Consider the following 24,464-nt stretch of genomic DNA (forward strand, 5'->3'; position numbering starts at 1 on the left):
GCGGCTCGGCCGAGTTTCGGCTCAGCCAGGGATGGTTTCCGGCGCATCGGTCCAGTCCGACGGCAACTCCACAATGCATAGGTGCGGTTGCACGAATGGCCTCAAACGGATGTCGTCGCCGTCGTGGCCGAGCGACCGCGCGAGGCCCTTCATAAGGCCCAGATGCACTGAGCACACCACGGCGGGATTCTCCTTCGCTTCCGCCCGGAACGGGCACCCGGTCAGCACGATGGATCCCTTGCCAGCCTGCAACTCGGGCGCGAAGCCGATCTCTGTGAGCACACGCAGCAGCGGCGGAACCACGTCGGCGGCAGGCGTATCGGTGCCGAATGCTTGGGTGGCCGGCGCAACGGGAACCGGTACGCGGGTGGCCGACCCGTCAGTGGCCTGCTCGCGAGGGCCGGGCTTGCCGGCACCTGGCTCCGCGGGGATCACGGCATCCGCCACGGCCGCGTACTGCGCCGACCAGCGTTCGCCGGCCCGCACGGCTCGAGCACGGCCTCCGTCGTCGTCCTCGGCGATCACTGCGGCGAGGGCCTCCGTGAGCTGCTGCTGGGCGGTTTCGGTCGGTAGCGGCGCCGCGATCGCGCTGAAAAGCACGTGCGGGCGTCCCCGCCGCCCGGCTCTGGCAATGTGGCGTAGCACGAGCCCGGCCGTCTCGAGGTGCTCCAGGTGAAAGCGCGCCGTGGTGATGTGCAGTCCCAGCGCCGTGGCAACCGTGCCGACGTCGAGGGGCACTGCAGACTCGGTCAGGAGAGCCAGTGCACGACGGCGCGGCTCACTGGCCAGGGCGGCATGATGGGCGTCGTTCTGCGTGGTCGTAACCATGCGTTTACAGTAGCAGCGTACGGTTAAAGCGTGGTGAGTTTGTGGTCACCAGTCGACGTGACACATCTTGGACAGGGCGAGCAGCCGTCAGTGCCCAGCGACTTGGCATTCACCACAAGACAGACCCGTCGAATCTTCGAACCGCCGGCCCTATGCCGGGCTAGCCGACACCCCGTTGGATGCGTGACCAACTCGCGTTGGCTGACTGTTCCTGCCGTGGTGTGCGCCGGGGCCGAAATGTGCCGTCAGCGTGCCGCTGATGTTCACCCGCGGCGCGTTGGCATCCGAGCCGACCCCAGGTCGTGGCGATAGAACGCAAACGCTTCTGGGTGTTAAGCTCCCGGGCAAAGGCCGACAAACCACTGCGTGTGGAAACATTTCGCCGGACGATATACTCGCGCTCATCGACCGGCTCACCACCAGCGCTTCTGCATCGATCGAAGAGGAAACGGCGCGGGCTGTGTCTCTCGGTGGGGCGCGACCGCGGAGTCGTCTCTCCCGTTCGCACGGGGATGGCCTCGCCCTGACGTTCGCGCCCGTTCATGGGCTCGAAACCGGGCCGTGTCCGGTGTTAGCCAGGCCGCCATCGATCGGAGATCGTTCACTATCGGCAGATGATCCAGGCAGATACGAGCGCGCGATTGCGACACCGACGAGGAGGATCATAACCAGAGCGCTGATCGGGATGAGGTACATGGCTCCGAAGCCCACAACCGCCGGCCAGATCGGTTCAGGACCATTCAGGCTGGCCCACTGTTCACCGCGGGCCCAACCTATATCGACGTAAACATAGACCCCGAGCAGGGCGAATATGCTCAAGCCGAGTGCGCCTGCCACACCAATAATCCAAAGTTTCACCGTCGACCCTCCCCCACCTGTTATTCCACACGATCGCATCGATCCATTGGGTTTTGCAAGCGACTACGCATGGGCCGATCGGACAGTGTACGCATACACGTTCTCTGAGGTGGAAGCAGGCACACACGTGCTGGATTCGAGGGGGTTGCGCTCATGCAAAGTGAATTGATGGAGAAGATCTTTGTGGATGACTAAGGTTCGCGGCGTCGACCGGATGATATTTTCGGTGGAGACTCACCGTCAGCAGGTCAGCAGGTCAGCAGGTCAGCAGGTCAGCAGGTCAGCAGGTCAGCAGGTCAGCAGCAGCGGCACGCGAGTAGGCAGCGACGGCGCTCGTCCAAGCCGGGATCGAGCGGGCCGCTGCGGAGCTCGCAGTACTTATATGCCTCCATGAGGCGGGAATACGCGAATTCTTGATTCGAGGTCTGCTGGTGACTAGGCGCTGGGGTTGCCGATTCGTTCCATCCACGTCTCGGGGATACCCAAAGCGGTGAACCCTGATTTGGAATACAAGCCGTGCGCATCGTTGGTCGAGAGAGCGATGCGCCGCAGACCAAGCGGCTCGACCTCCTCCAAGACTCCCGCGATGAGGACAGAGCCAATGCCGCGGCCTCGAACCCGAGGGTCGACGAACACATCGCACAGCCATGCAAAAGTCACTCCATCCGTGACGACCCGCGCGTAGGCGACTTGCTTGTTCGATTCGGTGTCATAGACGCCGAAGTTCCGTGAGCCGTCTATGGCCGCATCCTGCCGGGCACGTGATCTCCCGGGCGCCCAATATGACTGTTCGCTGATCCAACGGTGCACCTGGTCACGGTCTATATCGGCAACGTCGGCTGAGAACCGATAATTCGAATCCATCCAACCATCTAATCGGTCTTGAGCGGACTGCGCCCGACCAATCGCCGTGTCGCAAGGAGTATGCCCGCCCGTCGTTCGTTTCGCGCTCAGTGGGTGCAGCTAGCCCTAGACCGTTTCGCTAAGACTTTCCCGGTGTCTCTCTGCATCCAGAAGGACTCGCCGACGGCTGCTCCCCTGGACCAGCACCAAGCCAGCCGCGAGAACGAACGCAGCGGAAGTGGCGAGCATAGCGGTCAACACCAGATCAGGTTTCACGGTCATCGCCTTCCCGGTCATGGACGTGAATTCGCACTCCAGCCCCAGCGGGATCAACGTGATCCGGCCAACGATCGGCTCTCCGGGGTCTACGCTCTCGCGCAACGCCGGAAGTTCATCCACAACGCATGAATAGCTTGGATCGCGAACCGCGTATATCGCCACAGCAGGAGGCAATGCCATGAAGAGTGCCAGCCCGCACAACGCAGTAACCGCCCATACCCTCGTTTCCATTCGGCCATGCAACCACAGTCCCAGGCGCCTGACGGGACTATCTCCTCAAGTCGCGGGACGTGACCGCAGAGGGTTTCCAAACGCCATTCCCCGGAGACTTCGGACCTTCGACGAATTAGTGGCGAATCTGCGTCCGTGGACGTCCCGCTACCGGGCATCCGTTGATAGGTACCGGTGAATCCGCTGGCACCCCCACCCAGATAGCCACCAGCGGACCAACAAGACCGGCGGTCGCAGATACCCTCAAGCAGCGATTGCGGGGAGTGCCCGTTCGAGGTGGTGATTCGGCTGGGAGCCGTGTTTCCGCTCTGTTGGACTATCGGTGTTACTGGTCAACGAAGAAGGCGGAGTCTGTTGGCCATAGGTCTCCGCCCATGGTCGTTTGGGCTTTGACGAGGTCTTGGGGATGTTCGCTACCGACGACCCACCTGGTCCCGACAAGGAAGAGACCGGGCTCGATGCTGTCGCTGTTGAGTTTGAGAAGAGCGTCGACGTCTGCCTGGGTGGCGAAAGTGCTGATGCCGTTTTCGCTGTCAGTGCAACGACCGGATGCGATTGTTCCGGACATGACGTTTTCTGTGACAACCCACTCACAAGATAATCCTGATGCCGTGTATTCCTGGTGCAGCTGGTCCAGGGACGCCGGTGTCGGCGGAGCCGAGGTGAGCGGCGTGGCAGTCGGCCCGGCCGCCGTTGACACAGACTGCGACGGGGTGACAACCGGCGCAGCGCCCACCGCGTCCGCACATCCGGTGAGCGTCAGCGCGGCGGCTATGGCCACAATCACGGTAACTGATGAAGCGATGCTTTTCATTGATTCCCCCACCGACAACCTAGGCGCAGCTGAACCTGTTAGCTCGATAGTGCCCCGCGTGTCCTCGCCCATGCCCCAGTACCTGGTATCGGCGGTCGACGGCCTGTGTCAGGACGTCTTGGCGTGGTTGCCGGATTGGAAGGGGGCCAAAGTGTCCGGTCGGGTGGAATCCGCACTCACGGCCCGCTGATCTGTGCGGGTCTCTGCGACAAGGGCCAACGGACGTCGTGAGCAGCGCTCGTCTTAGATTGCCAACGCACGGCGATAGTTCGCCGCGTCGAGGTGCTCAACACAACCTTCCACCGCAACGCCGTACTGCGCAGAGTCATCGTCGGGCAACTCAACGCGTGGACCAACCGTGCCCCTCGACACACCCCCAGTCGCTTCCCAGCCCAGATCTTCGAGGCAAGCGATCATGTCCAGCTGCCACGCAGACAATTCCGCGGGGGCTCCGTAGTGTCGAGAGGACTGCTGGTCGCCGACGTGGGTGCGGCGGCTGGTGGCTCAGAGTTCGAATACCGGACACCAACAAAACCTGGCCCTGCTCGTGGCCCATGCGACCGGGACTATCAGTGGCCGCCTTCGCCCCTTTGGGAGCTGATGTCAAACCCTCCACACAGCACTGTCATCATTGGTACGTGAATACCGAATGGCACTTTCCCATTATGATTGTCGCGACCTTACTGCTCTATGTGGGTATTCTGCGATTGATTCTGGGGACGACCACTTTCAGGCGCCGGCTGTTCGCCGTCCTCCCGGTGGCAGTCGTCGTCGTCGTCGGTGGAATGCTCTTCGGTAAATACGGCGCGACTGTCTTCGGCTTACCTTGGTGGATCTACTATCCGATTCCGGCCGCGCTGACGGTGGTTGCCGTGCCTGTGATGTTCCGTCTTTCGCTGCTTCGAACTTTGGCTTATATCCTCCTGGCCGGGGTTTCGTCGCCGCTGATTCACCTCGGATTCTCGTTCCTTCTCGGCTGGAATGAGTACATGCCGTTCTGGCCGGTGCCGAGCCTGACCGCCTGGTAAAACTGAGCCGCCATGGCTAGCGTGGGCTCACGGATGATCGACCCCTGAGAGATCGGCCTACGTGAGTTCAACCCGCCGCAGAACGATCACAGAACGACGCCAGTTAGCGATCAAGCCCACGGCGTGATGGCCACCCAGATAGTGCAACCCGGAGAGGATTCCCCTTAGGGGAGGTGGGTGCTGGACATCGCCCCGATTGATGATGATTGAACTGCACGATCCTCGGCGGAGCGTGTGAGTCTGACGCGCCCCCTACGTGTTCGAACGGCGAGGCCGGCGCAGAGGATGACCGCGATGCCGCCGATGATGGTCTGCCAAGTGAGCTCTTCGTGGAGTATGAGTGCAGCCCAGAGGATGCTGAGGACAGGTTGGGTGAGTTGCACCTGGCTGACCTGGGCCATGGGCCCGATGGCGAGTCCGCGATACCAGGCGAAGAATCCCAGGAACATGCTCACCACTCCGAGGTAGGCAAACGCCGCCCAATGGGTGAGCGTGCCCGTAGGCGGCCGATCGACGATAGCAATTGTCATCAGGGCGACCATGAGGGGCGCGGCCAGAATGAGGGCCCACGATACGGTTTGCCAGGATCCGATCTCCCGCGCGAGCAGGCCTCCTTCGGCATAGCCGATGGCGGCGGCCGCGACGGCACCGAAAAGAAGCAGGTCCGACCACTGCAAGCGGATGCCTCCGCCACCCTGCAGCGACGCGAAAGCCACAGCCACCAGCGCCCCGAGTGCGGCCGTGATCCAGAACGGCGGTAGTGGTCGCTCCCTTCCGCGGATTACAGCCATGACGGCGGTCGCTGCCGGAAGGAGCGCAATGACCACGGCGCCGTGGCTGGCTGACGCCGTGGTGAGGGCGAATGAGGTGAGGAGGGGGAACCCGACGACGACGCCGCCCGCGACGACGGTGAGGCGAAGCCACTGGTTGCCGCGCGGAAGGTGTTGCCGGGTGATGATCAGGGCGGCCGTGGCAAGCACGGCAGCGATGACGGCGCGACCGGAGCCGATGAACAGTGGGGACATGCTCTCGACGGCGACGCGAGTGAAGGGAACGGTGAAGGAAAACGCGGCGACGCCGAGCAGCCCCCAGGCATAGCCACTTCGGGACGATGATAGCGGAGCGGGCATCCGCTTGATAGCGCTACTATGATCTGACATGGATAACGATAGCAGTCTTCGGATTGTGGCCGCACTTCGCGAGTGGATCGCCGCCCGCGCGCCGGGCGCCCGGCTGCCCACCAGCCGGATGCTCGTCGCCGAATACGGGGCGAGCCCGGTTACGGTGCAGAAAGCACTGCGCACACTCGTGGCGCAGGGCCTGATCGAAACCCGGCCCGGTGCCGGCACGTTCGTTCGCGCCGTGCGTACCGCTCGTCCGCTCGACTTCAGCTGGCAGACCACGGCTTTGCGTTCCCCGAACAGTCACCTTGGCGGGTTGAGCCCCGCGCTACGTGCCGCTCCGCAGGGAAGCATCGCTCTGCATTCCGGGTATCCCGACCGAGAGCTGTTGCCGGAGCGGTTGGTCCGGTCAGCGTTGGGTCGCGCGGCCCGAAGCGAGGCGGCGCTGACGCGTTCACCCGTCGCGGGCCTTCCGGAGCTGCAGTCCTGGTTTGCTCAGGAGCTCGGCTCCGCGACACCGATCGGCATCACTCCACCCCTATCCAGCGATGTCATCGTGCTGCCCGGAAGCCAAAGTGGGCTGGCCACGATCTTCCGTGCCCTGGTCACCGCTGGAGCGCCTCTTCTGCTGGAATCGCCCACGTACTGGGGCGCGATTCAGGCTGCGGCTCAAGCCGGGGTCGACGTCGTCCCGGTTCCATCGGGACCCGAGGGCCCCGATCCCGGCGAGCTCGCTCGCGCGTTCCAGGAAACTGGTTCGCGCGTCTTCTATGCGCAGCCCACCTATGCGAACCCGACTGGCGCACAGTGGTCAGAGTCCACCACGACGCAAATCCTCGACGTCGTTCGGGCGCACGGCGCCTTCTTGGTCGAGGACGATTGGGCCCATGACTTCGGCATCGATACCGACCCGCATCCTGTCGCCGCGCGGGATGACACCGGCCATGTCGTCTATGTGCGATCCCTCACGAAGAGCGTTTCGCCGTCCCTTCGCGTGGCGGCAATAATTGCCCGCGGTCCCGCCAGGAAACGCATTCTCGCCGACCGCAGCGCCGAATCGATGTACGTCAGCGGACTCCTCCAAGCCGCAGTACTCGACGTCGTCACCCAGCCCGGTTGGCAGACCCACCTCCGCAACCTTCGCCCGCAACTGCGGGCCCGGCGAGATCTGTTACTGACGAGTCTGCGCGAGCATGCACCCGACGCCCACATAACCACGGTTCCGGCTGGTGGTCTCAATTTGTGGGCGCGCCTGCCGGATGGGACGAACCTCGAGCGGCTGGTCGCAGACTGTGAAGCCAGCGGGGTCCTGATCGCGGCCGGCTCGAGTTGGTTCCCGGCCGAGGCCACCGGCCCCTTCATCAGGCTCAACTACTCCGGGCCGAGCCCAGGCGCATTTCCCGACGGAGCCCGAATCATCGGTCAAGCCCTATTGTCCAACCACTGACGGTGCCCGCGCCCGCGGCCCGCGAGCGTTGCCAGCTGGAGAGCACCGCGCATAGTTGGTGCCACCGCGGGACTGCTGTCTCAGCCTTCCCATAGGGGTTGCCAAAAGACAGAGCATCGGCATGCTCGGGCGCTGGGTAGGGTTGTGCCATGACTTTCGCAAACGCGGGAACACTCGGTGTCGTCCCCGGTAAACGTGATGAGCTGGTTGCTCATCTGACCCAGCGCAGCGACACCCTCAAACAGATCGGCTGCCTGGCGTATGAGGTAGGGGTCAGCGACGACGACCTCGACACGGTGTTCGTCGTGGAACTATGGGACAGCGCCGAAGCGCATCAAGCTTCGCTCGCCTTGCCCGAGGTCCAAGCATCCATAGCGACCGCACGGCCGCTTCTGTCCGGCGCTTTTGGCGGGTTTCGCTTCAACGTCGTCGGATCACCACTACGCGACTGAACCGTAGAGCTCCACGCGCACGCTCCACCGTCGGAGCTCCTCAGCCGTCCCAGAAACCGTTCGTTCTCCGAACGCGGCTCCGGCCCGCGCGGGCCAAGAACCGGCCGTGGATGTCATCATCTTTGGCGCCGCGACACGGTACCGTCGGGACACGCAACAGGACTGGAGCGTGGGCATGGTTCGTCTAAGGGTTCGGGCGGGCGCACTGATCTGCATGGCGGCTCTGGTCCTTACCGGATGCGCAGCCGATGATTCGATCTCTGAGATCCGAAGCTTCTTGGCTGCTGAGAGCGGCCCGGATGACGTGCTCCCATCCGGGGTCGAAGATGCGACGAGCGATCCCGAATCCAGCCGTTTCGTCGGCGAACTCGCTGGCGTCAGCTACTTCCTCACGAAGCACATCGATCCGGCCTCCGGGGCACCCGGCTACTGTCTCGTGATCTTCAACCCGTCGGAGGGCGCAGCATCAAGCTGCGCATCAGATGTCAATGCAACTCACTTGTGGGTTGGCAGCTCAGGGACGGGCAGCGCCAGAGTCGTGGTCGCCGACGACATCATCCCGGTCGGGTGGACGAAGCTCGGCGACTTCCTGATTGTCAATCCCGAAATGTGACTTCCCTCGACCGTTGCACCAGCGCGCCAAAGGTTGCTCCAAGAAAATCGTCCGGGCACTGGGAACCGTCGAGGCTTCGGGATCACGACTCTGAAGGGACGAGCTGCGCCGATCCGTTTCAAAGTCGCTGCGGGCTGGCTGTGGTACGGCGAACTCATCACGACCAGCCCGCTCGCCTCACGGCTCGGGCTGATTTTCAATAGGCCAGGAGGCTCGTAACTGAGTACATCAAGAAGTGCCTGTCGCTCGAAGACCAAATAGTGAAACTCGCGTCTCGCGGCGTCGAGGTGCGAGACCCAGAGAGCTGCCGGCAGATTCTCCATGCCGTTGGCGACCTGAACCCCGGCATCAAATCTCGGCTTCCACGATACGAACGGCCTGGGACACGCTTGCCGTAGCTTGCAACCGGCACAGCGTTGCCCTGAACAGCCACCGGGTCGTAGGCTCGCGCTAGATAGGGCAATCGAATGCCCACGAGTCGAGGGGTGGTCGGAATGGAATTCGTTTCCTTGGCATGGTGGAACGTATGGGTGGTCGTTCAGGTTTTCCTCATGGCTGGGATGATCGTGGCTCTGGCGTTCTTTATCCGATGGGGACGGCGCAAGAGCGCGCTTCTGGACGCAAACACATCCACAGACGGTCAGGGAGACGCTGGCCACGGACGGTAGTGGGCGGGAGGAACCCCGCGGAGGGATCCAACTGCGACTCCCCCAGGACTCACCAACGTCGACCATGTGGTGCCGATTCTGCGTCCTGGGTCCGCCAGGACATCGAACCCGGTTTCGTGCGGTTGACCGAACTCGCCGAACAGTTCCTGACCGATGCTCGAAAATTGGGACTGTCACAGCTGGAGATCTGTCACCTGATTGAAGGAAGCTAGCTATGGATGCACACAGCTTCGGCCAAGCACGCGCGCGTGATGTCATCGCTGCCGTCACGCTGTGCGCCCCTCTCGTCGTGGTCGTCACGACCTGGCTTCACTGGCGTGCGGAGCTTCCAACCGAACTGCCACGTCAGTGGGACAGTGATGGGGTCAGTTCGACCTGGCCGACAGGGTTCGCGATCGTTCTCTTTGCCTCCGTGTGCTTCGGTTCAGCCCTCGTCGCATCCTTCGCACTCCACAAGGGCGTGGCCGCCGGGCGCCGCAAGATTTTTCTGTGGAGCGGGTTCGCGGCCGGGCTGGCGTGCGGATCCTGGCTGCTAGTTGCCGGATCCGTCATCACCTCCAGCACCAGCACCGAACCGCACGTCGGTGCGTGGCCCCTGCTTCTCATGGCATTGATGGGGTACGGCCTCATCCCCTTCCTGATCGCGCATCCATGGGAGAACGCTGAACCAGAACTGCTACCCAGGTGAGGTCGTACTTGTGCCGACCGCATCCAGCGTCGACGGCAAGGGCGAACCGCCGCATACCGAGGTATCCGGCGGTCCCCGCCCCGCAGGTGCTTCTACTGCGTGTTCGGCGGTTTCGATTGCGCCGGTGCGTCTTCTGGAACCCGCGTGCCATCTGGATTGAGACGAATCGCTCGCAGTCGAGCCGCGCACATCCGGTCGTCGTCCCACTCGGCGTCCGACGGGTTCGCCGTGAGACTTTGGTGGGCGACGGGCGCGGCCTCAGATTCGTGGGTCGGGTCAGGTTCAGGCGGCCGCGGCGTCATAGACACTCTCAATGACGGATCCCCAGTACGGCCCGAACATGGTGTTCGAGACGTTGTTGTAGCCGAAACTGTTGACCGAGTTCTGATAGCCGGCTGAACCGCTGCCGATGAACCACGGGCCACCGGATGATCCTCCAGTCATGTCGCAGGGGATGCCCTGCGATTCCGACTGGGCATACGGGTCGTCCGTAGCCACGCCGGAGCAGGACTGCAGGGTGTTTCCGGTGAACGGTGCTGCGGCGGGGTAGCCGAAGGCGGAGTATGTGAGCCCTCGGCCCTCATTGAAGGCCACGCCCGATGCACCGACCGTGTCGCTCAGGGTTGCCCCCGTAGGAGAAGAAACGATCGCGAATCCAGTGTCATAGGTGATGTCGCCGCCCGACGTCCACTGGGTCGGAGCGTAGAGTTCCGTCGCGTTCCACTGTCCGAAAGGTGCAGCACCGTTCTCGTAGGCCGGAACGAAGACCAGGCGAGATGCGAATGCCCCCGGGCCCTCGTTCACGCAGTGGCCGGCTGTCGCAACTGTGCTCTCGTTGGGCGCGGAGATTGCGTTGCCCGAGCACACGTAGTCGCTCCCGCCAAGCGTGAAGAACACCTTGCCGATGTGGTCGACGGGTGTTTGCTGAGTCGCCGTCGGTGTGACTTTCGGATTACGGGATTGCTTTGCCACCTTCTTTTCTTGCCCCACCTCGACGTCACTTCGGCCTGCGGATGCGACGTTGTCGCCGACCAGCACGTCGCCCGGAGTTGCGGCCCTCATTCGCTCGGCCGTCCAGTATTCGCCCCCCTGTCGGGTCTCGGGGACGACCCACCTATCGACATCCGTCGACTGCGTCGCTGCAGATGCACCGGCTGATGCGGACGTCACGAGACCGCCCGTCACGAAAAGAGCACTGATGGCGAGGGCCGCGAGGGCGCCGGACCTGATTCTGATTCTGTTCACAGTCTTCACTCCAGTCATCGATGGAATCCGCCGGACCTATCGCCGGTGGTAACGCGAGTGAACAGGGCGCTGTGAATACGCCGTCGATCCCGAAGAACTCTCTGAATTGCGCATTGCACCCCCGTTCAAGCGTGATTCAACACTGGACCTCCCCTGGGCCGGGACACTAGTCGGCGCTTGAGAGGACACGGGTTCGCGGCGGCAGGTCGCAGTACTCGCGCTGATCCGCCGGACCGCGCCGGCTTCGAACTGCTCTCAGCTCGCGGATTCAGAAGTTCCGACGTGTGTCCCCAGTGGCGACGACTTCTCGATTGTTTGTTTACCCCTTCGCCACCGGTTCAACACCTTCGGACTGTGACTGTCGTGCTGTCGGCCCTGCCTGATGTCCTCGTCCTGCATCCAGTGTGTGTTGGAGTCCCACGCGCACGGCGGGCCACTCACTCGCAATAATTGAAAAGACAACAGTGTCTCGTAGCGCACCGTCCGGGCCAATGGAGTGATTGCGAAGCACCCCATCTTCCTTCGCACCCAATGCAGCTATCGCCTTCCTCGATTGGCGGTTGTGCCAGTGAGTGCGAAACTCCACTGCGATGCAGTGCAGGACGTCGAAGGCATAGGTGAGCTGCATCAGCTTGGCCTCCCGGTTCGCCCCTGTTCCCTGAACGCTTGTGGCCAGCCAAGTCGAACCGATTTCCAGCCGCAACCCAGTGTCGCTCGGGTTCATGAATGACGTCATTCCGACTACCTGCCTTGTGGACACAAGTCGGATCGCCCAGGGCAGCATGTGTCCCACAGATTGGAGACCGAGTCGGCGTTCAACCTCTTCAGCCATCGCGTCGGGGTGCGGCACCGCGGTGTACCACGAACGCCAGAGGTCACTCTCACCGGCCGCTAATCTGAGCTCAGCCACGTGATTGAGGGAGATGGGCTCAAGGGTCACGAGCGATCCAGTAAGCGTGGGCGTTACCGAGAGTTCCATGCCTCGACCCTAGGGCACCCAGCAATTCGAATAGATTCGACAGGTTTTCCGGCAGTGTCGTGCCGCGGGTAGTCAGGTGGAGGCTCGAATACCGCCCTGTCATCGCCGTCGCCCCCGCAGGGCCACAAACCTCACCAGCACGATGACACCCGGCAGCAACGCCACCCCCACACGTAACTTCGCGGTCAGCGGCACGTGCGCCTCGCACGGTATGGGAAACCGGATGCCGTCGTCAACTTCTAGGCGTCACAGCGCCTGACGGCCTCAAGCCACGCACTACCTGCGGTCAGCAACGACGGCCACGAGATGGTCGTGCATATGGACTCGACCCAGGCAGCGAACTCATCAGCGTTCCGGAAGAATCCACGTCTGGACACCCGAACGCCTCGGAATCGGTCGCCTATCTCCACGGTCGCAGGCAGACTCTCACGGCCTCCAGCGAGCTGACCTCGCCAGAGGAGGTTTCATTCGTAGAGTACGAGTGTGATTCCGAGTACGTGTTCTAGGCCGCTGTTTTCTTGCGCATTACGTCAACGCAACAGATTGTGATCTGAACTTACCCACGAAACGCACTCTCGCGGCGTCCACCTGGAGAGACGAGATCGACGCCAGGCAGGTGAGGGCCGGGACCGCGTCCAACGAAGCACCCGACACGCTCGGTCTCCACGGGTAGCAAAACCGCTGCGTTTGAGCCGCGAATCACAAGCGCTGCTTTGCAGGCGACGGCATTCCGTTACCTTCAGCGCGTCGTCTCGGCTGTCTCCGGGCCATGGTTGTGCACAGTCGCAGTGGTACTGTCGACTCGCCCAGGTGACGCACCCGCAGCGCTGGCGTCGGTCTGAAGACCGGAGAGGCTTATCGCTTATGCCCGAATTCGTGCCTGTCACCCGCTTCAATACCCGGGGCGATGAATTATGATTCGTGATGCGTCGCTGCGGCGCATGTACGCGGGTGGGCGCCCGAACCGGTGGGCCCGTTTTCTGAACCGGATCAGTGCGATCGTGTTTTCCCTCGGTATCGTCGGCCACGGCGCCGTGACTCTCGAGACTGTCAATCCGAAGTCGGGGACCCTGCTGACCCTGCCGCTTGTGGTTGCCCGCTACGAGGACGGTGAGTACGCGGTATCGATGCTGGGACAGGGCTCGCGGTGGGTTCGCAATGTGCGGGCCGCAGGTGGAAAAGCCATCATCCACGCGGGGCGAAGGCGTTCAGTGATCCTCAGAGAGGTTCCGGCGGATGCGCGGGCGCCAATTCTCAAGGCCTACCTGGCGCAAGCACCCGGCGCCCGACCACACATCCCTATCGATCCGTGGGGGCCGGTCGCCGCCTTTGAGGCCATTGCAGCCGACTTCCCGGTGTTCAATATTCGGGATGACCGCTAGGGGTCAAGTGCGTCACTGGTCGTTGCGCACACAAATTATTTGAACCGCTGTCTACTGCTTACGCAAGCGCTCCTTGACCCCGTGTTCGACGAGCACGGGAACAAAGTCACGGATCGGGCGACCGGAGAACGTCTCGTGCTCCTCACGGACAGCTCTTTCAACGCTCGATCGCGGCAGATTGGGGAATCGTTCCGTGAGTCGATCCACTATTTTGTCGACAGCCTGCAATTCATCGTCAAGATTCACAAGCATTATTGTCCCACCGTTGAGAGCTCCGTATCAATGCGGGCTTTCTCATATACATCCTTCTGACGAGCCTGCCGATTCTGATCACGACGCTCGTGCAGATAATCCTCGACGAACCGGCGTTGTGAATGTTTGTGATTCCGATCGTTATAGTTGCGGCACGACGAGCGACCGTAGCTGCTGGTCCGCACAAAACAACCGGTCAATCTCTGTTGCCGGCAACCTTCGACCCAACTGGACCCGCCGTAGTTTGCCGGCTGTTCACCGCCGACGGGCTTTACACCCGCAGTCGCTGTAGCCAGCGCCAGGGCGGGATCACCGGGGTCAGGACGGCTCGCTCACGGACCAGCCGTCAATCCTTCGGGCCACTTCGTGCAGCCGTGCCAGTGCGCTCGGGATCGAGTCGAAGCTGCCGATCAACTTCGTCTCATTGTTCTGCACGACGAAGCCCCGTGGTGTGCGTTGGATAGTGCGGACCAGGTCGACCGTGATCTTACGACAGTCTTCCCAGACCGCCAGCCAGCCTCGACGAAGAAGAAGTCAGCCTCTGTGCGTCACTGCGCCTATCCCGGACGCGAAGTGACGAAATGCATGATTGCACGTTCCAGATTCCCGAAGCGGGCATATTCGACGGGATCGACGAACTCCATAACCTCGTAGACGCCGTGGTTCTCATCGATGAAACCGATGAGCGAAAGACCGTCGTCTGTCGCAATCCGACCATCGCTGATCCTCCATTCACGTTTCGACAGGGCAACCACCCGGATATCGTCTCGGCTGCGAGTGTGCAATCGACCAGTGATCATCACGATTCCTCTCGTTCGGCTTCGAGGATGGTACCGGTCACAGGTTGCGACTTCGTAGCGAGAAGGAGAAGAACGGGATTCTGTACGGGCTGGTCAGGCGCCCTAACAACTCCTCGGTCGTTCACACCCAGTGATTCAGTTTTGAGCCTGATTCGGAGTGACGAGCCGTGAGCGACATGTGTCCGACACCCGCGTTCATAAGGCCCATACTCTCTGTCTTGATGGTCCCGGCCCCATCTGTGAATGTGGGACTGAACTCCCGGCATGTGCATCCCATGATGATGAACCTTCACTCCTCTTACGCGTCCACCCTCCGGGATCGATCTCGGCTGCGGAACGGGAAACCACCCACACCTGCTCGCTGAGCCGACCCACCGCTGCCCACGGGTTGTCGGTGACTGGGGAACGGCCGCCCACCCGTTTTCCCCATCGTCGCGCTGCGGCGGGGCTGAAGACGGTGCGCTTAGGAATGAGCGACGGACGGAGGCCGACGAGGGCCGAAAGGGCCGCGATAGCCACGAAAACGCGGTTGTCGGAGGAGATCAGGGTTTATGGCTGCGCCGGTAGACTCCCCCCTGTCGGCCAGAATCCGCTGTCAGACCGACCGGTCGGTTCTCATGTAGGGTAACTCCATGGATCGTCGGACACTTATTCTTAACGCAGCCCGAAACCTCACTCTCGAGCGCGGTATTGTGCCGTCTTTGAACAACACCGCGAGTGCTGCTGGGGTCTCAAAAGGCGGTCTCATCCACTACTTTCCCTCCCGCGCCGCGCTCGTGCAGGGCTTGGCCATAGGAGCGTTGGAGGAGCTCGACGCAGCGATGCGTGCGGCATCCATCGATGGCCGGGCTGCGGAGGTCTGGCTCAGGCTTTCTGTCCCGACGGGTGACGACGTGGCTCTGTTCCGAGCATTAGTGATCGCGCACCGTGCGGTTGAGTCGCCGGGTGATGACGTCGCTGTCGCCGCACAGGAAGCCGGCTCTCGGTGGGAGGCGATGATCCAGAAGGAAACGGGCGACGCCACGCGCGCGCGGGTGATCCGCCTAGTCGGTGACGGACTCGCCGCCAACATGATCGCCGGCATAGAGCCTGCCCCCACCTCGGCACAACTCGACACGCTCCTCGACGCCCTGATCCCTCGACCCATTGGTGCGTCACAACAATGAATGGGGCGCTACTCGGCGCGATTGCCGGCTTGGCGGCCCTCGACGCGTTCAATCCGGCGACCATTGTCGCCGTCGCACTTATCCTGCTCGCCGCACCCAATCGGTCCGGGCTAACGGCTTTGGTGACCATTCTCGGCGCGGCCACAACCGTGTTCACGGCTGGTGCAGCGCTGTTTCTCGGTGCTAGTGCTGCCGCAGGCGCTGTAGGAGGCATTGTGCTGGCGCTGCGCTACGTCGCCTTCGGGGCAGCGGGAGTCGCGGTGGTCATCGCTGGCGTTCGACGCTTCCGAACCCGACCTCGAAAGCCCATCGAATTGCCCGCCTGGTTCACCCCATGGACTGCATTCCCTTTTGGCGCACTGCTCACCGCCGCCGATCTGCCCAACGCGTTCCCCTACTTCATCGCTATCGAGAGGCTCCTCGACGCACAAGCCCGCACGGGTGAAGCGCTCCTGGTGCTCGTTGGGTATACGGTCATCTACTGCATACCCTGTCTCCTGCTCTTAGTCATTGGCCTGCTCTCGCGCCAACCAACCCGAACGCTCCTGGCCCGAATCACGAATAGGCTTGGAACCGGAGCCGTCCCAGCGTCGCTTCTCTGGGCATTCACGCTCATGATGCTTGGTCTTGTCATCGGGACCCTGCCCCTCTGGGCCTTCAACTAACGCAACCACCCCTTTTCCAGGAGTTTGAGCGATTCGGGACCGGCGCACTGCGGGTTCGGTGAGTGGCGCGATTTCTTACTCTGCGCGATCAGCCACACACCTGCGTGTTGTCGAAGGCGAGCTGACGGAGGGTCGTTTCGGCGATCTGCCCGATCCCGTGCGGTGGCCCCTGGATCGCCCCGAACAGGGTCAGCGGCACGTCGGTGATCGCCGGCGGGTCGCATCAGGACAACCGGTCCGCTCTCTCTCAAACGTCCTCAGATTGCGGGGGGTCGGCGTCGAAAGTAGCACTATCGGGTCTCCGCCGGGTATGGGATCCGGTCGGAACGGACGGATCGCGGATGCCCACAATCACGATTTGCCCGAACCGGAGCAGGTGTTCCTCCTCGACCAAGCTGACCGACCCGGTCGCGCCGGTCACGAAGATCGCGATCCGCCCTTCACCTGCACGAGCAGTCTTGCAAGGTCGGTCAGCGCATCGTCAGTAAGCGTGTCAAACCATGGCGCGGAGCGTTGAATGGCGCGGGACTCGAACGCCTCGACCTGGGAGCGCGCATCATCGGTGAGCCTGAGGAGCCGCACCCGTCCGTCCTGGTCAGAAGCGAACTGCTCCACTAGGTCATGCTCACGCAGTTGGTCCACGAGCTGCGTGACGGCACCCCGGGTCACCTGCAGAGGAGCGGCGAGCTGGCCCGGAGCGACGGCGTCCGGCTCGTGAGCGAGGAGGAAGAGAACGTCCAGTTGGGTGCGAGTGAGAACCGTGCTGCCAAACGGCGTCGATCGCGGGCTCGCAAGCAACCGCGACAAACGGACGACCGCCGCCAACACCTCCCCCACCTGGATCGACCGATCAGACGTGAGCATGGGCGCTGTCGGTGTCATGCGCTGATGAACGGCATTTGCCCAATGAAGGTGCGATCCTCCACCTGGGTGAGGATGAAGTCCGCGAGATCATCTCGACTGATGTTGGTGCTGGCATCAACGCCCACCCAGCCCACACGGTAGGTGCCGGTGCCTGGCCTCTCGGACAACCGTGGACCACGCACGACTGTCCACTCCAGCCCGGCTGCTTTGAGCACCCGAAGGTGCTCCTCTGCGTCGGCAAGTACAGGCCCAGACAAGGTCTTCAGCACGAACCTGATCGCGCGATCTGCGGGACCAGGTCGGTCCAGAGGAGGGGATAGGCCGCCGCCGGATAGGCTGACGATCCGTTTGACGTCGTGCCGCCGCATGGCGTCCACGATGATCTGGGTGCCCTCGGCCTGAAGCGTCGGCGGTGAACCCTTTACCTGCCCGAACAGGCTGAGCACTGCATCTGAGCCCGACACCGCTTGATCCACAGCAGTCGAATCCAACACGTCACCACGGATATCCGTCAGAGTCGGCGACGTCATTGCGAGCCTGCCCGGATCACGAACGAGAGCCCGGACCTCGTTTCCCGCGGCAAGAGCGCGCGCCACCACGCGACGACCGGTCTTGCTGGTCGCACCAAACAACGCATTCACTGTCATGTCATTTAGTTCAGTCGCTAAACGATATCGCGGGCTGAAACGCCCGCCACTCGGTGCGACCAGGCCTGACGTCGCACGGCGTGAGTGGGTCCCCACCCGAAAAGCGGACAGCACGTCATCTGTGCCCTCCGAAACGATCGGCATCAAGCGCTAGCGGAACACCTGCGGTTCGGGATGCCTTGCCATCATTCGCGATATCGTACCCACTCCGCTGGGTGTCCGGCAGGCGCTCACACAGTCCTCAAGAGGAAGCGAACCAGCACCTGCCCGCGGATCGGATGTACACGCTGGTTCAGACGCCGCGGAGGAGCCAGTCGTTGTCCGGGTTCCTACCACCCTCGGGATCAGGTGCGTCCGAAGCCGACACAGACGTGCTCTGCTCGTCCACTCGCACCCGCGCCGGCAGGGAACGCCAGCGGTCCAGTGGGGCAGCGACAGCAGGACCAGGTTCGTCCTCCTGAACGATTTCGTTCGGGTCGACGATCATATGTCCCACCTTCCAGTTGTCAATCTCAGCGATCAAATGTGTGATCCATCCAGCCGCCGGTGACGCTCATCGCTCGAGCGACCGCCTCCCCCAGTGCTGCGAACCGGCTGACCGACCGACCCAAAACGGCACCGTTCTGCCTTGATGCTGAGTGTACGCCCCTCGTCTAGCCGGCATCCCGGCGCGAATCTTGAGGGCAAATCGACAGACACGAGCGGGCGGGCGCATTGCACGCCATGAGATCCAGGCGTCGACGCCCGGCGAATATATGGTGAACACCTCTGGTCGGCAACCACCGCACACCTCGAGCCGCGAACCCCCGGGCGAATGAAAGCGGTCACCTTCCGTGAAAACCCAGTCAGGCACGGCTGGGAACGTCGTTTCCTACCTCGCCTCGAACTGGTCCGGCTTGCGGCAGCCTTCACGGCGATTGCCCCGCTGCCAAAGTCTTGATGCCAGGGACGCGCGAAGTAGCGGGTGGTCACTGTGGCTTGACCGACGTATTTGTCGGGCAACTCCACGATGTAGGGCTGCACAGCGCCGCACACTGAGCACTCGAAATTGACGGACTCCGCGGTACGGGTGCCCACAGGTTGGTGCCTCCTATTCGGCTGACGGTCTCCCACTACCGGCCTAGCCGCGTGGGTCGCCGGTTCTCTCATCGAGTGGCTTGTCGACGTCATCCTCAACCATGTCGCTGAAAACTTCGAATGGTGACTCGACGTCACCGCGCCATGCTTCGATGCCTTCGCGGATCGCGAGCACAGCGACGATGAGAGCCGCAGCGGAATCGGCCCAGGCCCAGCCGAAGAGGCTGTTGAGCAGCAGGCCGATGAGGACGGTTCCAGAGAGATAAATGCACAGCATGAGTTGCTTGGCATCGGCCATTACGCTTTTTGAGCCGAGTTCGCGGCCGGTCCCGAATTCGAACCAGGCCAGCATTGGCATGACCAGCAGGCTGAGGGTCGCAATGCCAATACCGAGCGGGCTGTGGTCCACGTCTTGCGCCCCGGTGAGCGCGAGTACGGAGTCCGTGATCACATACGCGGCTAAGGCAAAGAACGCAATCCCGATCACGCGGACTGTCGCCTTCTCCCAGCGCTCCGGGTCTTTCCGGGTGAACTGCCACGCAATGGCTAGAGCCGAGCCCACTTCTACGATCGAATCGAGGCCGAATCCGATCAGTGCCGCGGATGACGCCAGCGCGCCGGCCCAGATTGCTACGACAGCTTCGATCACGTTGTAGGTGATCGTGAAGGCGACAATGAACCGTACCCGGCGGTGGAGGACTGCCCGGCGGGCATCGGTCATCGAGATGATCATCGGGTCTCCTCACAGCAGCCGGCGATCGAGCAGGCCGGGTCGACGCAGGGTGCGTTCTCCCTAACGGCCAGCGTCACGTCGACCAGCGCGGTAAGCGCACGGCCAAGGTGTGGGTCTGCGATTTCGTAACGAGTCTGTCGCCCCTCAGGTTCTGCCACGACGATGCCGCAGTCTCGCAGGCACGTGAGGTGGTTGGACACGTTTGAGCGGCTGAGTCCAAGGTCACGTGAGAGCAGGGCCGGGTAGCTCGGGCCATCCAAGAGGGTCACAAGGATGCGAGAACGCGTAGGGTCCGCCATTGCGCGACCAAGCCGGTTCATCACGTCAATACGAGTAGCAATAGTCAGCATCCGATGACTATACATCGGTCGCTGTATCAACTGGTGCGGAATGGGCCGATGTGCGGCGCGACCACTCATGCGGAATGCCGTTTTCCGTCGCGGAAGGTCCCTGCGATCGCGGATCGTCGGAGGCGTTCGCGGTCGACTTGATGCCCAGCGAAGGACGCTAATGCGGTCACACTGAACACGGGATCACCGTGTTTACCGAGCACAAGGGCAACCATGAGAGAGGCACCGCTCTGTGGGGATATAGGCCACTGCGGTCGTGAGATGCGCCTCAATGTCCGGGGCGTCGGCCGGGTGGCGGACCGGTCGACGGAATCCCTGCCAATGTCCGTGCGCAGGTCCCACGGGTCAGGTCGCTTGCCTAAGGTTCGTGTCGTACTGACGGCGGACCTGGCTACCCCCTCCCCCCATCTGTCAGAGTCTCGTAATGTATCGATCGTTGTGCTCGACGCGCGATGTGGCTTGAATGATCCCGTCGAGAGGAATCCATGTCCACAGCGGCAAACCCACTGGTCGACGCCCCGGTGGTGGCACGCTCCACGAGGATTATGATCGCTGCGCTCCGCTGCGGCGTCGCACTCATGTGGATCCAAAATGTTGCGTGGAAGGTGCCACCGGACTTTGGCCGGGCGAACAACGACGGCTTGTACTTCTGGGCCAGCCAGGCGGTTTCCCATCCGGTTTTTGCACCATATTCAACCTTCGTCGACGTGGTTGTGCTGCCGAACATCGTTGTCTTTGGATGGTTCACGCTCCTTATCGAGGGCGGGCTGGGTGCCTTCCTACTCATCGGCCTCGCGACCAGGTTCTGGGCCGTCGTCGGTATCGGCCAAACACTGGCAATCACACTTTCGGTTCTGTTCGCCCCCCATGAGTGGCACTGGTCGTACTATCTGATGGCGCTCGCGCACTTAGCGCTCTTCGCAACTGCAGCCGGGCGTTGCTACGGAGTCGACGGGCTCCTGCGCCGGTCGTGGTCGGCGTCTTCCGGACGTCCCTCGCGGCTCATGTTGTGGGTGTCGTGAACGGCACAGTGAGTACCTACGACCGCGGGGCGGTCGTGATCGGTATTGCCGCGATCCTTTTTGCGGGTTTCGTGTTCGGCACCACACTCCCCACACAGTTTCGTTTCGTGAACATCGGACCTGTCGGCGCAAGTGTCCTCATGGCCGGTGGCATTCTCTCGATCGTGGGCGGCATCATCCGGCGAAGGCTGTTGCGCTTGATCGCAGGCGCGCTGCTCACGGGAGCATCCCTTGTCCAACTCGTGGGGCTCGCCCTATCGGTCCGGCCACTCGGCGGTGACGCCTCGGCGATGGCGGTGGCCGGCGGCATCGGCATCGGACTTCTCGCACTTTCGTTCTCACCACCTCCCCCAGCCCAGCCGCACGAACCGACGAAAGGCAGACCGTGATCGACGTTGTCGAACTACTGGATCCCGTTGTGGAGATCGCCCGCAAGCATGCGCATGACGTGGATGCTGCGGGCCGTTTTCCCGAGGAAGCGGTCGCCGCGCTGCGGTCATCGGGACTGCTCGGACTAACGCTTCCGACCGAGGTCGGCGGGCTGGGCGGAGGACCGCGGGAGCTTGTGCTGGTGGCCGGCGCCCTCGCCGGAGCATGCGGGTCGACCGCGATGATCTACCTCATGCACGTGAGCGCCGCGATGCCGGTCGCTGCGGCGCCGCCCACTGGGATGCCGGGACTGCTCGAGAATCTCGCGAGCGGCCGCACGCTCGCCTCGCTGGCATTCTCCGAAGCGGGTTCGCGCTCCCACTTTTGGGCGCCCGTTTCGCGAGCAACAACGAGGCCAGGAGGCATCCAGATTTTCGCGAAGAAGAGCTGGGTCACGTCGGCCGGCCACGCGGACGTCTACGTTCTCTCCACGGGCACACCGGATGCGGAGGGTGTGGACCTCTTCGCGATCCCCGCCGGTACGACCGGCCTTTCGATCGATCGCCCATGGAAGGGCATGGGATTCCGTGGGAACTCCTCGAGTCCGATGACCGTTGACGTCGACACGACTGAAGGCTTCCGCTTGGGCGCGGCGGGCGGGGGGTTCGATCTGATGATGGGTCATGTTCTTCCGTGGTTCAACCTGGGCAACTCTGCCGTGTCGATCGGTCTCAGCCGTGCTGCGGTCGATGCCGCGGTGCGGCACACGATGGGAGCGCGGCTCGAGCACCTCGATGAGAGCCTGTCATCATTGCCGACCATCCGGGCACAGCTCGCGAAAATGTCGATTGACCTCGCCAATGCGAGCGCCTACCTCGACGTGGCCGCGGGAAAGGTCGCCGCTCCCGAAGAAGACACCCCACTTTTCGTACTCGGCAGTAAGGCCTCGTCAAACGATGCTGCACTACGTGTCACGGATGTCGCGATGCGCGTGTGCGGCGGCGCGGCGTTCTCTGAGCACCTGCAGATCGACCGCTACTTCCGCGACGCGCGAGCGGGACACGTGATGGCCCCGACATCCGACGTGCTCTACGAGTTCTACGGGCGGGCGATCACCGGCAGACCCCTCTTCGATGTACCGAAGGCTGCTTCCGGGGCCCCACAGGCTGAGCAGGCCGGGGCCGCAGCATGACCACGCCACTCGTCATCGGCTCCGTTGCCTACTCGCCCAACGTCATACCGATCTGGGAAGGGTTGCGAGACTACTTCGCCGAGACGACGACACCGATCGACTTCGTGTTGTTCTCCAACTACGGCAGACAAGTTGATGCTCTCATCTCCGGGACTCTCGATCTGGCTTGGAACACAAATCTCGCCTGGGTGCGCACCGTCGCCCAGACCGACGACGCCTGCCGTGCACTCGCATCGCGGGACACGGATCTCAACTTCAAGACGGTGTTCGTGGCCCGAACGGGGAGCGGATTCACGTCGCTGCAGAGCCTTCAGGGCCGCCGCCTTGTTCTGGGATCGCGTGATTCGGCCCAGGCGGCGATCCTTCCGGTTCACTTCCTCCGCGAGGCCGGCCTCAGCGAGGGAGACATCAGGATCACCCGGATCGACAGCGACGTGGGAAAACACGGTGACACTGGTCGAAGTGAACTCGATGCTCTGCGCGCAGTACTCGACGATCGAGCAGATGCCGCCGCGATCGGCATCAACACGTGGAATGCCATCGGGCGGGGCGAGTTGCTGCCCGGGGCATTCGAATCGTTCTGGACGTCGCCCGAATACAGCCACTGCACCTTCACAGCGATGCCATCGCTCGCGATCGAGCGTGCGGATCCATGGGTTGCCAATCTGCTCGCCATGGATTGGAAGAATCCCCAGCATCGACCGATCATGGAGATGGAAGGCCTGCAGGCCTGGGTACCTCCGAGACTCGAGGGCTACGCGTCCCTCGTCGCAGCCGTTAGCGAGCAGAGAATTGCCCCGAGATGGTGACCACGAGCTCACTCGTGAGTCCATCGACTGCCGAACACACCGCGATGGGCGTCGTGCTCGACCTCATTGAAGGCATCGGGCGCGTACCGACCGGCGGAACGGTGACTGTCGGATTCGGGCACGCGCACCGTGTTGCCGCCCTTGACCTCGTTGAGGCGTGGTGTGCCGCGACCGGCAATGAGATCGCAGTTGCCGCGCAATTGACCGTGACCGTTCGTCACGGGCGAGCTCCCGACCCGCTCGCACAGCTCGACCCTGCTCAACGACCCGGGGCGCGGGTGTGGGTGTACACGAACTTCGACTGCAACCTCGCCTGCGACTACTGTTGCGTTCGCTCGTCCCCGAAAGCGGCACGGCGGGCGATCGGCGCCGACCGGCTCCAGCAAATCGCGAGTGAGGCCGCCGACGCGGACGTCAGCGAACTCATCCTCACGGGAGGCGAGCCGTTCCTTCTGAACGACCTCGATGATCTAGTGAACTCGTGCACCGACCGACTCCCGACGACACTGCTCACCAACGGAATGCTGTTTCGCGGAACACGACTCGAGCGCTTGCGCCGAATGGATCGGTCTCGGCTGACCCTCCAGGTCAGCGTCGATTCGGCCACTCCGGCTATCCACGACAGCCACCGCGGAACCGGGTCGTGGGCGAAGGCCGTCAACGGCATCCGCATCGCCCACGAGGAGGGGTTCCGCGTAAAGGTTGCTGCGACCCTCCCAGCCGATCAGATGCACGAGCTCGACCCATTCCACGTATTTCTCGACACCCTCGCAATCTCACGCGAGGATCAGGTCATTCGCGCGCTTGCGCACCGAGGAGTCTCCGACTCCGGCATCGAGCTCACGGTCAACTCGCTGATCCCCGAGGTGACGATCACAGCCGACGGTGTGTATTGGCATCCGGTGGCGGCCGATCACGACGACCAGTTCGTGACCCGCGACATCTTCCCCCTTGCCGACGCGATCGCCGAAATCACCCGTCGGTTCGTCGCACACCGCCGCGCGGCTGACAGCGCCGCGGAGTGGTTCCCCTGTGCCTAGGT

General features: G+C 62.8%; 27 protein-coding genes. 13 read left to right on the forward strand and 14 right to left on the reverse strand.

What is annotated here, in order from left to right:
• Nucleotides 1-21 precede the first annotated feature (21 nt).
• The 5 genes from E3O65_RS11430 to E3O65_RS11450 all read right to left on the reverse strand — a co-directional run bounded on the left by E3O65_RS11430 (nt 22) and on the right by E3O65_RS11450 (nt 3,853).
• Nucleotides 22-828: a helix-turn-helix transcriptional regulator gene (locus E3O65_RS11430; RefSeq protein ID WP_134363835.1), complete on the reverse strand. Its 807-nt coding sequence runs from the start codon at nt 826-828 to the stop codon at nt 22-24.
• A 540-nt stretch (nt 829-1,368) separates the two neighbouring features.
• Nucleotides 1,369-1,686, reverse strand: a complete 318-nt coding sequence (locus tag E3O65_RS11435) for a hypothetical protein (protein ID WP_134363836.1) — start codon at nt 1,684-1,686, stop codon at nt 1,369-1,371.
• 435 nt (nt 1,687-2,121) lie between these two features.
• Nucleotides 2,122-2,550 carry a GNAT family N-acetyltransferase gene (locus tag E3O65_RS11440; protein ID WP_134363837.1) on the reverse strand — a complete coding sequence of 143 codons (429 nt, stop codon included), beginning with the start codon at nt 2,548-2,550 and terminating at the stop codon, nt 2,122-2,124.
• A gap of 105 nt (nt 2,551-2,655) precedes the next feature.
• Entirely contained in the window at nt 2,656-3,039 is a 384-nt protein-coding gene (locus E3O65_RS11445) for a hypothetical protein (RefSeq protein ID WP_134425994.1), read from the reverse strand.
• A gap of 325 nt (nt 3,040-3,364) precedes the next feature.
• Nucleotides 3,365-3,853: a hypothetical protein gene (locus E3O65_RS11450; RefSeq protein WP_134363839.1), complete on the reverse strand. Its 489-nt coding sequence runs from the start codon at nt 3,851-3,853 to the stop codon at nt 3,365-3,367.
• A 638-nt stretch (nt 3,854-4,491) separates the two neighbouring features.
• Between E3O65_RS11450 and E3O65_RS11455 the strand changes: the two genes are divergently transcribed.
• Entirely contained in the window at nt 4,492-4,881 is a 390-nt protein-coding gene (locus tag E3O65_RS11455; RefSeq protein WP_134363840.1) for a hypothetical protein, read from the forward strand.
• A gap of 164 nt (nt 4,882-5,045) precedes the next feature.
• Here E3O65_RS11455 and E3O65_RS11460 read toward each other — a convergent pair whose 3' ends face one another.
• Complete coding sequence (locus tag E3O65_RS11460; RefSeq protein WP_134363841.1) at nt 5,046-6,041, reverse strand: DMT family transporter; 996 nt, start codon at nt 6,039-6,041, stop codon at nt 5,046-5,048.
• Between E3O65_RS11460 and E3O65_RS11465 the strand changes: the two genes are divergently transcribed.
• The 4 genes from E3O65_RS11465 (at nt 6,040) to E3O65_RS11480 (ending at nt 9,870) form a co-directional block, all read left to right on the forward strand.
• Nucleotides 6,040-7,449 carry an aminotransferase-like domain-containing protein gene (locus E3O65_RS11465; RefSeq protein ID WP_134363842.1) on the forward strand — a complete coding sequence of 470 codons (1,410 nt, stop codon included), beginning with the start codon at nt 6,040-6,042 and terminating at the stop codon, nt 7,447-7,449. The two genes, E3O65_RS11460 and E3O65_RS11465, sit on opposite strands and share 2 nt — an antisense overlap.
• A 149-nt stretch (nt 7,450-7,598) precedes the next feature.
• On the forward strand, nt 7,599-7,901 hold the full coding sequence (locus E3O65_RS11470; protein WP_134363843.1) for a putative quinol monooxygenase: 303 nt from the start codon (nt 7,599-7,601) through the stop codon (nt 7,899-7,901).
• Between the two features lie 106 nt (nt 7,902-8,007).
• Nucleotides 8,008-8,514 carry a hypothetical protein gene (locus E3O65_RS11475; protein WP_134363844.1) on the forward strand — a complete coding sequence of 169 codons (507 nt, stop codon included), beginning with the start codon at nt 8,008-8,010 and terminating at the stop codon, nt 8,512-8,514.
• Nucleotides 8,515-9,396: 882 nt separating this feature from the next.
• Nucleotides 9,397-9,870, forward strand: coding sequence for a hypothetical protein (locus E3O65_RS11480; protein ID WP_134363845.1), 474 nt, complete (start codon nt 9,397-9,399; stop codon nt 9,868-9,870).
• A gap of 282 nt (nt 9,871-10,152) precedes the next feature.
• Here E3O65_RS11480 and E3O65_RS11485 read toward each other — a convergent pair whose 3' ends face one another.
• Both E3O65_RS11485 and E3O65_RS11490 read right to left on the reverse strand, forming a co-directional pair.
• Nucleotides 10,153-11,115 carry a trypsin-like serine peptidase gene (locus E3O65_RS11485; protein WP_241985581.1) on the reverse strand — a complete coding sequence of 321 codons (963 nt, stop codon included), beginning with the start codon at nt 11,113-11,115 and terminating at the stop codon, nt 10,153-10,155.
• A 319-nt stretch (nt 11,116-11,434) separates the two neighbouring features.
• On the reverse strand, nt 11,435-12,094 hold the full coding sequence (locus E3O65_RS11490; protein ID WP_134363847.1) for a GNAT family N-acetyltransferase: 660 nt from the start codon (nt 12,092-12,094) through the stop codon (nt 11,435-11,437).
• Between the two features lie 914 nt (nt 12,095-13,008).
• Between E3O65_RS11490 and E3O65_RS11495 the strand changes: the two genes are divergently transcribed.
• The gene (locus E3O65_RS11495; RefSeq protein WP_198411643.1) at nt 13,009-13,476 is read left to right on the forward strand and encodes a nitroreductase/quinone reductase family protein; all 468 of its coding nucleotides are present in this window, start codon (nt 13,009-13,011) and stop codon (nt 13,474-13,476) included.
• Nucleotides 13,477-13,527: 51 nt separating this feature from the next.
• Here the strand turns inward: E3O65_RS11495 and E3O65_RS17610 are convergent, their stop codons facing one another.
• Together E3O65_RS17610 and E3O65_RS11500 are read right to left on the reverse strand one after the other, a co-directional pair.
• Entirely contained in the window at nt 13,528-13,728 is a 201-nt protein-coding gene (locus E3O65_RS17610) for a three-helix bundle dimerization domain-containing protein (protein ID WP_422386418.1), read from the reverse strand.
• A 557-nt stretch (nt 13,729-14,285) separates the two neighbouring features.
• Nucleotides 14,286-14,531, reverse strand: coding sequence for a hypothetical protein (locus tag E3O65_RS11500; protein WP_134363848.1), 246 nt, complete (start codon nt 14,529-14,531; stop codon nt 14,286-14,288).
• A 629-nt stretch (nt 14,532-15,160) separates the two neighbouring features.
• Here E3O65_RS11500 and E3O65_RS11505 point away from each other — a divergent pair.
• Both E3O65_RS11505 and E3O65_RS11510 read left to right on the forward strand, forming a co-directional pair.
• Nucleotides 15,161-15,694, forward strand: coding sequence for a TetR/AcrR family transcriptional regulator (locus tag E3O65_RS11505; RefSeq protein WP_134363849.1), 534 nt, complete (start codon nt 15,161-15,163; stop codon nt 15,692-15,694).
• A complete protein-coding gene (locus tag E3O65_RS11510; RefSeq protein WP_134363850.1) occupies nt 15,691-16,359 on the forward strand; it encodes a GAP family protein in 669 nt (222 codons plus the stop codon). The genes E3O65_RS11505 and E3O65_RS11510 overlap by 4 nt, the downstream gene beginning before the upstream one ends.
• Before the next feature lie 417 nt (nt 16,360-16,776).
• On the opposite strand, the gene E3O65_RS11515 is transcribed toward E3O65_RS11510, so the two are convergent.
• From E3O65_RS11515 to cmtR, 4 genes are all read right to left on the reverse strand, one after another.
• Nucleotides 16,777-17,241, reverse strand: coding sequence for a MarR family winged helix-turn-helix transcriptional regulator (locus E3O65_RS11515; RefSeq protein ID WP_134363851.1), 465 nt, complete (start codon nt 17,239-17,241; stop codon nt 16,777-16,779).
• Nucleotides 17,238-17,870, reverse strand: a complete 633-nt coding sequence (locus E3O65_RS11520; RefSeq protein ID WP_134363852.1) for an NAD(P)-dependent oxidoreductase — start codon at nt 17,868-17,870, stop codon at nt 17,238-17,240. The genes E3O65_RS11515 and E3O65_RS11520 overlap by 4 nt, the downstream gene beginning before the upstream one ends.
• Nucleotides 17,871-18,990: 1,120 nt before the next feature.
• Nucleotides 18,991-19,680 carry a cation efflux transmembrane domain-containing protein gene (locus tag E3O65_RS11525; RefSeq protein WP_134363853.1) on the reverse strand — a complete coding sequence of 230 codons (690 nt, stop codon included), beginning with the start codon at nt 19,678-19,680 and terminating at the stop codon, nt 18,991-18,993.
• Nucleotides 19,677-20,030, reverse strand: coding sequence for a Cd(II)/Pb(II)-sensing metalloregulatory transcriptional regulator CmtR (gene cmtR / locus E3O65_RS11530; protein WP_134363854.1), 354 nt, complete (start codon nt 20,028-20,030; stop codon nt 19,677-19,679). Before cmtR ends, E3O65_RS11525 begins: the two co-directional genes overlap by 4 nt.
• Before the next feature lie 545 nt (nt 20,031-20,575).
• On the opposite strand from cmtR, the gene E3O65_RS11535 reads away from it, so the two are divergent.
• The 5 genes from E3O65_RS11535 to E3O65_RS11555 are packed head-to-tail and all read left to right on the forward strand — an operon-like array spanning nt 20,576 to nt 24,462.
• Nucleotides 20,576-21,052 (forward strand): DoxX family protein, encoded by a 477-nt coding sequence (locus tag E3O65_RS11535; RefSeq protein ID WP_198411642.1) that lies wholly within the window; start codon nt 20,576-20,578, stop codon nt 21,050-21,052.
• 8 nt (nt 21,053-21,060) lie between these two features.
• Nucleotides 21,061-21,441, forward strand: coding sequence for an Rv1678 family membrane protein (locus tag E3O65_RS11540; RefSeq protein ID WP_134363856.1), 381 nt, complete (start codon nt 21,061-21,063; stop codon nt 21,439-21,441).
• Nucleotides 21,438-22,613, forward strand: a complete 1,176-nt coding sequence (gene fadE16, locus E3O65_RS11545; RefSeq protein ID WP_198411641.1) for an Rv1679 family acyl-CoA dehydrogenase — start codon at nt 21,438-21,440, stop codon at nt 22,611-22,613. Before E3O65_RS11540 ends, fadE16 begins: the two co-directional genes overlap by 4 nt.
• Nucleotides 22,610-23,422 carry an Rv1680 family SBP-like protein gene (locus tag E3O65_RS11550; RefSeq protein ID WP_134363857.1) on the forward strand — a complete coding sequence of 271 codons (813 nt, stop codon included), beginning with the start codon at nt 22,610-22,612 and terminating at the stop codon, nt 23,420-23,422. The genes fadE16 and E3O65_RS11550 overlap by 4 nt, the downstream gene beginning before the upstream one ends.
• A gap of 14 nt (nt 23,423-23,436) precedes the next feature.
• The gene (locus E3O65_RS11555; protein ID WP_198411640.1) at nt 23,437-24,462 is read left to right on the forward strand and encodes an Rv1681 family radical SAM protein; all 1,026 of its coding nucleotides are present in this window, start codon (nt 23,437-23,439) and stop codon (nt 24,460-24,462) included.
• Nucleotides 24,463-24,464 lie beyond the last annotated feature (2 nt).

The organism is Cryobacterium breve (assembly GCF_004402375.1).
Classification (GTDB): domain Bacteria; phylum Actinomycetota; class Actinomycetes; order Actinomycetales; family Microbacteriaceae; genus Cryobacterium; species Cryobacterium breve.